Annotated in this window: 8 protein-coding genes; 4 read left to right on the forward strand and 4 right to left on the reverse strand. The window is 59.9% G+C overall.

The genetic code is table 11. From position 1 onward, the window contains the following. Positions 1 to 77: 77 nt before the first annotated feature. Positions 78 to 1,442, forward strand: a complete 1,365-nt coding sequence (locus O9X62_RS12640; RefSeq protein WP_269533249.1) for an LLM class flavin-dependent oxidoreductase — start codon at positions 78 to 80, stop codon at positions 1,440 to 1,442. 149 nt (positions 1,443 to 1,591) lie between these two features. Here O9X62_RS12640 and O9X62_RS12645 read toward each other — a convergent pair whose 3' ends face one another. Together O9X62_RS12645 and O9X62_RS12650 are read right to left on the reverse strand one after the other, a co-directional pair. Continuing rightward, positions 1,592 to 3,139, reverse strand: coding sequence for a DUF6883 domain-containing protein (locus O9X62_RS12645; RefSeq protein ID WP_269533250.1), 1,548 nt, complete (start codon positions 3,137 to 3,139; stop codon positions 1,592 to 1,594). A gap of 165 nt (positions 3,140 to 3,304) precedes the next feature. Then, a complete protein-coding gene (locus O9X62_RS12650) occupies positions 3,305 to 4,357 on the reverse strand; it encodes an ABC transporter substrate-binding protein (RefSeq protein ID WP_269533251.1) in 1,053 nt (350 codons plus the stop codon). A gap of 450 nt (positions 4,358 to 4,807) precedes the next feature. On the opposite strand from O9X62_RS12650, the gene O9X62_RS12655 reads away from it, so the two are divergent. The 3 genes from O9X62_RS12655 to O9X62_RS12665 all read left to right on the forward strand — a co-directional run bounded on the left by O9X62_RS12655 (position 4,808) and on the right by O9X62_RS12665 (position 8,194). After that, positions 4,808 to 7,165 carry a TonB-dependent receptor gene (locus tag O9X62_RS12655; protein ID WP_269533252.1) on the forward strand — a complete coding sequence of 786 codons (2,358 nt, stop codon included), beginning with the start codon at positions 4,808 to 4,810 and terminating at the stop codon, positions 7,163 to 7,165. A 188-nt stretch (positions 7,166 to 7,353) separates the two neighbouring features. Further along, on the forward strand, positions 7,354 to 7,947 hold the full coding sequence (gene ssuE / locus O9X62_RS12660) for an NADPH-dependent FMN reductase (RefSeq protein WP_269533253.1): 594 nt from the start codon (positions 7,354 to 7,356) through the stop codon (positions 7,945 to 7,947). A gap of 28 nt (positions 7,948 to 7,975) precedes the next feature. Continuing rightward, complete coding sequence (locus O9X62_RS12665) at positions 7,976 to 8,194, forward strand: molybdopterin-binding protein (RefSeq protein ID WP_269533254.1); 219 nt, start codon at positions 7,976 to 7,978, stop codon at positions 8,192 to 8,194. Positions 8,195 to 8,263: 69 nt separating this feature from the next. On the opposite strand, the gene O9X62_RS12670 is transcribed toward O9X62_RS12665, so the two are convergent. Continuing rightward, positions 8,264 to 9,877 (reverse strand): methyl-accepting chemotaxis protein, encoded by a 1,614-nt coding sequence (locus O9X62_RS12670; RefSeq protein WP_269533256.1) that lies wholly within the window; start codon positions 9,875 to 9,877, stop codon positions 8,264 to 8,266. A 97-nt stretch (positions 9,878 to 9,974) separates the two neighbouring features. Beyond that, the gene (locus O9X62_RS12675; protein WP_269533257.1) at positions 9,975 to 11,315 is read right to left on the reverse strand and encodes an LLM class flavin-dependent oxidoreductase; all 1,341 of its coding nucleotides are present in this window, start codon (positions 11,313 to 11,315) and stop codon (positions 9,975 to 9,977) included. Positions 11,316 to 11,326 lie beyond the last annotated feature (11 nt).

Raw genomic sequence — 11,326 nt, forward strand, 5'->3', positions numbered from 1 at the left:
GGAGCGCGTGGCATGGAATCTGCAAAACACCGGGCCATTGCATCCACTTAGCGATGCCACCAACCGGAACCCGCACCATGAGCCAACGCCGCCGACAACTCGCCCTCAATGCCTTCTTCATGCGCTTTGGCCACCACCCGGCCGCCTGGCGTCACGCCAGCCAGCGCGATAGCGGCCGCCCCGATGCGGCTTACTGGATCCGCATGGCGCAGCTGGCCGAACAAGGGAAATTCGATACCTTCTTCCTGGCCGACTTTATCGGCCGCAGCGGCGATGGCCTGGCCGGCAGCAGCCGCGCCGGCATCAGCTTCCAGTTCGAGCCGTTCACGCTGCTCTCCGCCATTGCTACCCAAACCCGCCACATCGGCCTGGTGGCCACGGTGAACACCAACTTCACCCATCCGTACAACGTGGCGCGGCAGTTTGCCTCGCTCGACCATATCAGCGGCGGCCGCGCGGGCTGGAATGTGGTGTCCTCGTTCAACCCCAGCACCGGCAAGAACTTTGGCCTGCCCACCCCATCGCGCGAGGAACGCTACGGCCGCGCGGCCGAGTTCCTCACGCTGAGCAAGCAGCTATGGGATAGCTGGGACGACGAAGCGTTTGATCACCCCAACCGCCAGACCGGCCAGTTCTTTGATCCGCGCCACGCGCACCCGGTGCAACACCAGGGCGACTACTTCCACGCCGAGGGCCTGCTGGATGTGGCCCGCCCGATCCAGGGTTACCCGGTGATCGTGCAGGCCGGCAACTCGGAACAAGGCAAGGAGTTCTGCGCCGAACACGCCGAAATGACCTATTGCTCGGCACAAAGCATCGACGTGGGCCAGGCCTACTATCGCGATGTGAAAAGCCGCATGGCCAAGTTCGGCCGCGACCCGGATGAACTGTTCGTCACCCCCGGCCTCTCGGTAGTGGTGCGCGAAAGCGCGCAGGAAGCGCGCGAGATTTTCGAAGAACTGCAAAACGCGGTGGATTTCAGCCGTGGCGTGCAGCTAATGGGCCTGGACGTGAGCGGCCTGCCGCTCGACGAGCCGCTACCGGCCGACCTGACGCCCTATTTGGGCAAGAGCGACAACGGCGTCGGCCGCACCCAGCAACTGATCGAGCTGGCCCGCCGCGAAAACCTCACCATCCGCCAACTGGCACTGCGCTTCAGCGTGGCCAAGGGGCATATCCAGGTCGTGGGCTCGCCCACCGAGGTGGCCGATACCATCCAGGAATGGTTCGAAGGCCATGCGGCCGATGGCTTCAATGTGGTGCCGCCGTTGCTGCCCAGTGGCTTTGAGGATTTTGTGACGCTAGTCGTACCGGAGCTGCAGCGTCGTGGTTTGTTCCGCAAGGAATATACGGGTAAGACTTATCGGGAGAATTTGGGGTTGCGGACGCCGGGGAATCAGCACGCGAGCGTCCTTGCCAAAGATGAGGCTATTGCCGTCTGACAACGCATAATCTGCAAACTCGAGAAAATCAATTCGAGACTTGCAGATTATGCCTAACGTTGGAAGCAACCTGCCGCCGGAATGCCGTAAGCATGGAGGGAACCCAAAGCGCAGCTTTGGGCGGTCAGGTTGACTGAAAATTTAGGCATTTAGTCCAACCTACTATCGACTTTACATTCGATACCATTATCTAAGAGGACTTTACCAAAAGCTTCAGCGTACGCTTTTTTAGGCTCGATAGATTGTATATCCCAATCGTCATCCTTGCTTGGTGTCGGTCGGGCGGGCACAGCCCATCCGGATTTATAATTTTTCCGGCCTATCCCATTGTCCTTCAGCCACTTCGCCATACCATGCCTAGTGTCTGAAACAATAACCCAAGCGAAACCACACATGCCTGCGAATATTGGCGGACTGTCACTTAGAGTCATAGGTATTGGAGTGCATAAATGTGCTGCTTTCTCTCCTGCCTCATGCGCTCTACGATATATATCGGCCCACTTGGCATCACCAATTAATTCTGGGGGTGCGATGTTTTGTAGTGGCGCCTCAAGATCTGCATCAACAGGCTCTGAGTGAGGATACGCTGTCACAAGTCGTGGAGGCTCTCCACTTTTAACCATCCAACCTGTTTGGATTATCGCCGTTCGATCATTACGACCCCGGATCTCTATAAGAGCACCATAATTTATTCCGAAATTACTGTTTTTTACGCGAAATATTAAGGCCTTGGACATGGCCCCCGATATTTGATCAGATAGATACTTCCAGTCATTTCGTGTGATACCCAGAGACTCTGTAAAAAATTTTGCTTTGGGGGCGCCATCGGGGTGCTCTGGATTGAGAAGATAATTTCTAACTTTATTTTCATCGCATTGAAAATCCAATTTTTCAGCGTTCTCTCCTGCATAGAATTCTACCCCTTCGACATCTGGATTTTTTTGCAAGTAATCTAGAATCGCGACGGCTAGTTGCTGCCGGTGGTCTAGTTTTGACTTGCCTTCTAATCGAGATGCGGATAATAGCCCCCGTTTAGATGGTTGGCTCATTTTTAGTGATGGAGGTGAGTTCGCATGGAATACTTCTGGATCAACTAGTATCGGCTTGGAGTTGGCACCATATGAGTCTGCAATGGATTTGCCTACCTCGCGATCATAATCACTCCTGCAATACAAATTGCCGTCTTCAATATATGCGCCATCAATTAATGAAAAAAGCTTTATGTGTATTGGGTTGCCCGTATCTATCCGGGTGGCGCCAAGATAAGGGCTAAACGATTTTGTTTGGTTGTCGATTGCCTCGGCGGCTTCTTGCGTTATGGAAGGAAGAACAATAGTCCATATAGACTTTCTTGCTAGTTCAAATGGAAATTCTATGGTGTTAACGGTATGCCAGTCATCGCTCAATGACTCTGCAAAGTCACATAGTATTAGCTTGTACAGTCCCATGTCCGCAGACATGCTTTGGCTAATAAACCTGGAATTTTTAACAGGAGAAACTTCTGTAGATACTGAGCTGATTTTATAGGCCATCAAGTGCGGCAATAAATCGCCGCGTAAAACTTGACTCTTTATTCCCAAGTCACGGTGTTGGGCCGACGAAACAATCTTCGACGTGCATGGAGGACCGTAAAAAACACCCAGCTCTGGGTGATTTGCATTAAAAAAGAATGCATACGCTCTGTGCTTTGCCTGCATCTCGAATGCCTAACGTGTCTGTAACCAGATATGCCTCGCAGAGTATCCGCTGCACACCAACCGCCGCATCACCCAAATGGGTGAAACACACCCACAAATCTAGCAGCAATAAAAAAAGCCCACCCCGCAAAGGGTGGGCTTCTTCACATCCACAAGCAACAACCATCAAGCCGCCAACTTCCTCCGCTCCGCCAGCACCTCGGCCAGCGGCTGCGGATCAATCCACGCACGCACATCAAAGTCTGCCGGGATGTAGCCGTGGGCCAGCAGGAAGTCCTTGTAGTTGCTCAGTGCATCAATCGCCCAGGCATCCAAGGTGGTGCCTTGGTGCAGATGGGCGTCGCGGCCGTAGGCGGCGCGGACCCATTCGTCGGTGCTGCCTGATTCGCTGGCGATGAAGGCGATGGTTTCGGCCGGGTGGGCGGCGGACCAGTCGGCGATATCGACGATGCGGTTGAGGAAGCGCTTGACCAGATCGGGGCGCTTTTCCAGCAGGGCGCGGTCGACGGTGATGGGGCGCGGGGCGCCGTTGTTCGCGCGCACGGCCGGATCGGGGTGCTGGCGGATGTCGTAGACCAGGTGGGTGCCGCTGGTGTGGTGGGTTTCGAGGCCACGGGCGCCTTTAACGAACACGGCATCCACGTCGCCACGTTGCAGCGCTTCGATCACGGCGTTGTAACCGCCACCGCGACGGCCACCGCCGCCGGTGGAGGCCGGCAGGCCCGGTTGGCCGGCGTCGATGTTCACAAAGGTGGCATCGGCCTCGGTGAGCCCGCCGACTTGCAGGGTAACGGCAAAGCCGCGTTCGGCACCGGCACGGCCGTGATCGATACTGTTGTGGTGCACGGGCAGGCCCAGGCGTTTGCCCTTGAGGTCGGCCGGGGTTTTGATGCCCGAATTCGGCAGACTGAGGATGCCCTGGAATTCATCGATCCAGTTCAGGCCGATCACCACCGTATCGGCACCGCGCGACTTGGCCCAGATGGCGGGCACGTTGCCGCCCTGGCGGAAGGAGTTTTGCAGGTGGTGGTCGTAGTGCGATTCGCGCAGGGCCGGGTCGTTGGTTTCTTGCAGAGTCTGGATGGCGATTTGCTCGGGGGCGAACTCTTCGCGGAACCAGCCCAGTTGGGCAGCGAGGCCCAGCGGGGTGGGCACGGGGCAGCGGGTGTACCAGATTTCGTTGACGGCCTGTTGGTTGGCGGCTTGCTGGGTAGTCATGCGTTACTCCATTTAGCTTGGAAACGGCGTTGGCGGGATTGGCGAAGATCAAGAAGCACGGCCACGGGTGAACCGGCTTCTGCCAAGCCTCTTTCAGCATGGGTTGTGCCAATTGGGCGCCGGCTTTGTCTGCGGCACACAAGGCACTGATTTGATTGAATATATTGAGCAGCCACCCTATGCAGCCCGCTAGCCCGCAGCGCAGGCGGCTTGCTGGCTTTTCAGCATGCCAGGTGTTGGGGCTGTGTTTTTCGGGACAGGTGGCGGCGTTGTTCCGGTCCTGCCTCTGGGCACGTTGGCAGCCTGCCAAGGCGCGCTAAGCACTTGTAATCAAAGTGGAAAACCTGTGCGGCTTTCATACCCAAGCGCTATGAAGCCGGGGCTGGCACGCCGGCTGCTATAGAACCAAGGAGAATTTTGCGTACCGTTAAAATTAATCCGGAGTTCTAAATGGCTTTCCCGCTTTCTCCTCTTTCCCGCGCTGTGATCATTGCACTGGGTGCTTTGTCGCTCACGCCTTCGGCCTATGCCGATACCCCCGCGGCCGATGCCGCCACCGAAGCCACCACGGCCGAATCCCAAACCGGCGCACAAGCCGAAGTGAGCGATCTGGGCAGCGTGGTGGTGACCGCTCAACGTCGCAGCCAAAAGCTGCAGGATGTTCCCGTGCCCATCACCGCCATCAGCGGTGATGCGGTGCGCGACAAACAGATTGTGTCGTCGGCCGATGTAGAACGGCTGGCACCGAACCTGTCGGGCCAGGCCACGGGCGGGCGCTCGGCCAAGCCGCGCTGGTTCTTGCGTGGCATTGGTACCAACGACCCGAACAACAACCAGGAAGGCCCGCTGGGCATTTACGTGGATGAGGTGGTGATCGGCCTGCAAACCAACCAGAACTTCCCCGTGTTTGATCTGGAGCGTGTGGAAGTGCTGCGCGGCCCGCAAGGCACCTTGTGGGGCAAGAACAATACGGGCGGCGCGATTCACTACATCAGCCGCAAGCCGCAGTTCAACAAGGAAGGCTACTTCCGCGTGGGTGCGGGCAACTACGGCACGCGTAATCTGGAGGCCGCGGGCAATAGCGAGCTGGTCAGCGAAACCGTGGCCGTGCGCGGCTCGGTGAGCTACGAAAAGCTCGATGGCTGGGCGCGCAATGTGGTGAATGACGATTACGGCCCCAAGCTCGAAGACTTTGCGGCCCGCGTGCAGTTGCTGGCCAATCTGGGCAATGGCGCAGATTTGCTGGTGAGCCTGCGCACCCGCCAGCGCGATGGCGGCAACCTGCCCGGTTATCTGGTGGGTGCCACCAGCGTGAACAATGTCACCACGCCTAATGCTGACGGTGCCATCAAGCAAGGCGGCGGCAGCTACATTCCGCCTTATGGCGCCAACCCCAGCACCACCAGCGATTTCTGGGCGGGCGAAGGGAACAACGAACAGCAGAACCACGGCGGCACGATCAAGCTTAACTTCAAGCTGGGCGCCAACACCCTCACCGCGATCAGCGCGCGTGATTATGGCGATAGCGATGCCTACAGCAGCGTAGGCGTGCCCGCCAACACGGTGATCGACCGCAACAGCACGCTCACCACCACCAGCTTCAGTCAGACCACACACGAGCTGCGCCTCACCTCGCCGGCTACCGGCCGCCTGAGCTGGATTCTGGGTGCTTACCGCTTTGACCAGCGTGCCGACAACTACGGCCAGACCGCGCGCTTTGCGGCCGGCACCACGACCGAGCAGTACACCAGCAGCTCGTGGCTGCAAAACTCGCAAAGCACGGCGGTATTCGGCAACTTCCGTTTCAATATCGACGCGAAGAACGCCACCACGCTGGGCCTGCGCCAGACCAATGAGAAGAAGGACATCACCGAAACCACGCTGACGGCCACCGATACCGCCGCCAACAAGGGCATCGTGGATTTCCCCATCGCCAACGCCTGGTGGCAGGCCGGTGGCACTACGGGTACGGGCATTGTTGCGCCGCTCACGCTGTTCAAGGCCAACAAGGCCAACAAGTTCACCTGGGATCTGACGCAGGAACACCGCGTATCGCCTACCTTGCTGGCCTTTGGCCGCGTAGCGACGGGTTTCCGCTCGGGCGGTTTCAATCAGTCCATCGTCAACGGCGCCATCATCGAAACCCAGCCCGAAACGCTCACCGATTACGAGCTGGGCATCAAATCGAGCTGGCTCGATGGCAAGGTCACCGCCAACGCCGCGCTGTTCTACTACGACATCAAAGACCTGCAACTGAACATCCAGCAGCAGGTGCCCGGCACCACCACAACCAGCGCCGCCGGCAGCTCGGACGGCAATATCAAGGGCTTTGAGCTGGAGCTGGACACGCAGATTACTGATCGCCTGCGCGTGAGCAATGCGCTGGGCCTGCTGCGCTCGGAATACACCAACTTCATCTACAAGGTAGGCCCGACCACGCTGGACGCCAGCGGCAACGAGTTCTACCGCACACCCAAAGTGTCGTACCGGCTGGATGTGGATTACCGCGTACCGCTGGCAGGCGGCTACCAGCTCACGCTGGGTAGCGACTGGTCGTACCGCAGCCACATCTTCCACAACGCTACGGTGCAAACCGACCCGAACCAGGAAACCCCGGCTTACTGGAACGGCAATGCCCGCGTGAGCCTGCAAAGCCCCAACAAGAGCTGGTCGGCCAATCTGTACGTCACCAACATCACTGATCAGAGCCAGAAGGTGCTTTCGCAGATCGTGAATCAGCGTGGCGTGTACCCCACCAACTTTGCCCAGCCGCGCCGCTACGGCATCAACTTCACCACTCGCTGGTGAGTGCCTTGGGTACATAGAACGATGTCCGTATAGGCAACGGGGCCGCAGCGCCCGGGAAACCCGGGCGTTACAAAGCAGTGGGCAATCAGCAGCGGCACTCTCTGATTGACCCCACTCCCCCCGCCCTCGCCGCCGCGAGGGAGCCTCGCTGACGCTCGTTCGAAGTACCCGGATACATGGAGACAGTTATGAAAATCACCATTCTGGCCGGCAGCCCCAGCGCGACATCCCGCTCTGCTGCCTTGCTGGCCCATACCGCCAAACAGCTGAGCGAACGCGGTTACACCGTGCGCACGCTGGATGTACGCGATTTTCCGCCGGAGGACCTGGTACTGGCGCGGTTTGACCAACCCAGCATCAAGGCCCTGCAAGCCGCCGTGGCCGAGGCTGACGGGCTGGTGGTGGGCACGCCGGTTTACAAGGCTGCGTATTCGGGCGCGCTCAAGCTGCTGCTTGATCTGCTGCCCGAGCGCGCACTGGCCGGCAAGGTGGTGTTGCCCATCGCCACCGGCGGTTCACCCGCCCACATGCTGGCGGTGGATTACGCGCTCAAGCCGGTGTTGTCGGCACTGAACGTGAAAGAAACCCTGCAGGGCGTGTACGCCATCGACAAACAGATCCGCTGGCTAGACGGCGGCGGCGTGGAGCTCGACGCCGAACTCGACGAGCGCATCGAGCGGGCACTGGCGCAGTTCAGCCAGAGCCTGGGCGAGCGCATTCCCCCACTGCTGGGCGAGCACGTGCTCAGCGAACGCATCCAGGCCCGACAACTGGCCATCTGACCCTCACCTACTGACCAAGGAAACCATCATGAGCAAGATCAGCTCCATCAACCCCCGCAACCAGTTCCGTGGCCGCGTGGCCGAAATCCTCGAAGGCGACATCCTCTCGGAAGTGGATGTACAAACGCCCTCGGGCGTGGTCACCTCGGTCATCACCACGCGCTCGCTCAAGCAGCTGGAGTTGCAAGTGGGCAGCGAGGTGATTGCCTTTGTGAAAGCGACGGAAGTCTCGATCGCCAAGCTGTAAGGCGCATCGTGCTGCACAGAAAAAAGGGCCGCTGATTCAGCGGCCCTTCTGTTTTGGCTGAGCGATGAATCAAGCCCGGAACCGCGCAATCTCTTGCCGCATCGCTCCCGCAATCGTGGCCAGCTCGTTGGCATGCGCACTGGTTTGTGCAGCGGCGGTGCTGTTGCGCTCCACCATATTGGCAATCTGTTCCACCGCTGCCGCAATCTGGTGACCAGCCTGATCCTGCTCCTTGAGGGCACTGGTGATCGTTTGTACCTGACCTTCCACCAGATGGGCGTCGCTGGTGATGGTGCCCACGGTTTGTCCGGCGGCTTGCGCCAGATCAACCCCAATGGCAACACGCTGCACGGCACCGCTCATCGTCACCACCGATTGCTGGGCAGATTGCTGGATACCGGCGATCTTGGTGGCGATTTCGCTGGTGGCGGCGGTGGTACGTTCGGCCAGTTTGCGCACTTCGTCGGCCACCACGGCAAAGCCGCGGCCTTGCTCGCCAGCGCGGGCGGCTTCGATAGCGGCGTTGAGGGCAAGCAGGTTGGTCTGGTCGGCCACTTCGCGGATCACTTGCACAATGCTGCCGATCTCGGCCGAGCGTTGATCCAGTTGCTGAATGGCCGCAGCAGCGTCTTTGATCACCACGGCAATCGCGGTCATTTCGCGCACGGCGTTTTCGATGACCTTGCCGCCGTCTTCGGCATGGTGCTCGGCTTCCACCGAGTGCGTCATCGCTTCGCGGGCGCTATCTGCCAGGTGGCTGATACTGGTTGACAGCTGCTCCACGGCGGCAGCCATGCTGCTCGCGGCATCGCTTTGCTGGCGCGAGCCATCGGATACCTGCTGGGCCGAGGCGGTAAGGTCTTGCACCATGTTGATCAGCTGGCCACTGGTGCGGTCTGCGCTCTTGAGCACCCCTTGCACGCTTTCGGCCAAACTATTGAAGGCACGCGCGGTTTCGGAGACCTCGTCGTTGCCATCCACCCCCACGCGGCGGGTGAAATCCAGATCGCGCTGGATTTCGCGGATGGTGCCGGAGAGACGGTACAACTGCCCGGCAATGCCGCGCACGATGAAGAACGACAGCACCACGGCCAGCAGCGTCACCATCACCACAATGGCGATCAGGCGGCTACGGCCAGCGCTGTAGTCGTCTTCTGCGGCCTTGGAGAGTTTGGCCGCGGACTCGATATTGAATTCGACCAGCTTGTCCACGGTGGGCAGGAAGGTACGGAAGGCTTTGCGGCCCTCGTTGCGGAAGAAGGCAATGGCCGCATCGCGATCGCCACCTTCTACTACCTGCCGGAATGCCTTGTGCGAAGCCTGGTAGTTGGCCAGTTGCGATTGGTACTCGGCGAACAGTGCCTTCTCTTCATCCGAGCTGACTACCTTGGCGTATTCGTCCTCGAACTTCTTCAGGTTATCGAGGTTCTTGCCCAGCCGGCCGGCTACTTCCTTGATCTCTTCGGCATCTTTGGCGATCAGGAACTGGGTTTCGCGGTTACGGAAGTCGATGACCTCGGCACGAATGGCACCCGAGTAACGCACACCCGGCAGTGCATCATGCGTGACACCGCCCACCGCACGATCCAGCGCCGACAATGAGCCGACGCCCACCACGCCCATGGCGATGACAAATGCGACCAGCGCGGCAAACGCCAGCGCCAACTTGTGTGAAATACGCATGGCAGAACCCTCCCCGATCGTTAGCCCGTGATAAGGGTTCTAGCTGCTCAAAGGACGAGGGGCAACCGCAATCCGGCATGCGGTTGCCCGACTGCGCTCAGGCAGCCCGCAATTGCGGCAAGCGGTGCTGGCTGTGTGGCCGGCGCAGACCCAGGTGCTCACGCAGCGTCGTGCCCGTGTACTCGGTGCGGAACAGGCCGCGGCGTTGCAACTCGGGCACCACGTCACGCACAAAGTCTTCGAAACCGGTGGGGATTTGCGGCGGGATCAGGTTGAAGCCGTCGGCGGCTTCGTTGTTGAACCACTCCTCGATCACATCCGCCACCTGGCTGGCGGTACCCACGACGAGGTTGTGTCCCCGAAAGACGCTGAACTGCAGCACGGCCTGGCGGATGGTCAGATTGTCGCGGCGGGCGCGGTCGAGCAGCTGCTGCAGGCGGCCTTTGCCGTTTTCGGTTTCGGGCAGATCAGGCACCGGGCCGTCGAGCGGATAAGCGCTCAGGTCCACGCCACCGAGCTGCACGCCGTTGGAGAAATCGACGGCGTCTTGCAGGCGTTGGAGTTTCTCGCGCGCTTCTTCTTCGGTGCGGCCGATGATGGGCGAGAGGCCCGGCGTGATCACGATGTCCTCCGGCGCGCGGCCATATTTGGCAAGGCGGCTCTTCACATCGCGGTAGTACTCCTGCGCCACATCCAGCCGCTGAGCGGAGGCGTAGGTCATCTCGGCATACTGCGCGGCAAACTCGCGGCCGGTATCGGAATTGCCGGCCTGCACCAGCACCGGGTAGCCCTGCAGCGGGCGGGCGACATCCAGCAGCGAATCGGAGCGGAAGTACTTGCCTGTGTGGTCCACCGGGTGCGCCGAGGCCGGGTCGAAAAACTGGCCGGTGGCGGGGTTGGCATTGTCGAACGCACCATCGTCCCAGCTATCCCAGAGCTTGCGCGTCAGATCGAGGAATTCGCCGGCGCGCTCATAGCGCTCGGCGTGGCTCAGCGTGTCGTCGAGGCCAAAACTGCGGGCTGCGCTGTCCTGCAAGGACGACACCACATTCCACGCGGCGCGGCCGCCGCTGATGTGATCGAGCGAGGCGAACTTGCGGGCCACGTTGTAGGGCTCGTTGAAGTTGGTGTTCACCGTGGCGACCAGGCCGATGCGGCTGGTAATGGCCGCCAGTGCCGACATGAAGGTGATGGGTTCGAAGTCATAACGCTTGTCGCTGCGCGCCTGCTTGTGCAGCGCCTTGGGCGAACGGCCGACGAAATCGGCGATGAACACGGTATCGAACTTGGCCTGTTCTGCCAGCAGCGCCAGCTTGGCCCAGTAGGCAAAATCCGGGTTGCCGGCATGCGGCGCTTCGGGCTGCCGCCAGGCGGACTGGTGGTGGCCAAAGCGGGTGAAGAAGACGCCGAGTTTGAGTTGGCGAGGTGGTTGGGACATGAGGTAGCTCC

The organism is Chitinimonas sp. BJYL2 (assembly GCF_027257935.1).
Taxonomy (GTDB): Bacteria; Pseudomonadota; Gammaproteobacteria; order Burkholderiales; family Chitinimonadaceae; genus Chitinimonas.

Coding starts and splice junctions, on each gene's coding strand:
- O9X62_RS12640 (WP_269533249.1), top strand. CDS start 78: ATGAGCCAACGCCGCCGACAACTCGCCCTCAATGCCTTCTTCATGCGC.
- O9X62_RS12645 (WP_269533250.1), bottom strand. CDS start 3,139: ATGCAGGCAAAGCACAGAGCGTATGCATTCTTTTTTAATGCAAATCAC.
- O9X62_RS12650 (WP_269533251.1), bottom strand. CDS start 4,357: ATGACTACCCAGCAAGCCGCCAACCAACAGGCCGTCAACGAAATCTGG.
- O9X62_RS12655 (WP_269533252.1), top strand. CDS start 4,808: ATGGCTTTCCCGCTTTCTCCTCTTTCCCGCGCTGTGATCATTGCACTG.
- ssuE (WP_269533253.1), top strand. CDS start 7,354: ATGAAAATCACCATTCTGGCCGGCAGCCCCAGCGCGACATCCCGCTCT.
- O9X62_RS12665 (WP_269533254.1), top strand. CDS start 7,976: ATGAGCAAGATCAGCTCCATCAACCCCCGCAACCAGTTCCGTGGCCGC.
- O9X62_RS12670 (WP_269533256.1), bottom strand. CDS start 9,877: ATGCGTATTTCACACAAGTTGGCGCTGGCGTTTGCCGCGCTGGTCGCA.
- O9X62_RS12675 (WP_269533257.1), bottom strand. CDS start 11,315: ATGTCCCAACCACCTCGCCAACTCAAACTCGGCGTCTTCTTCACCCGC.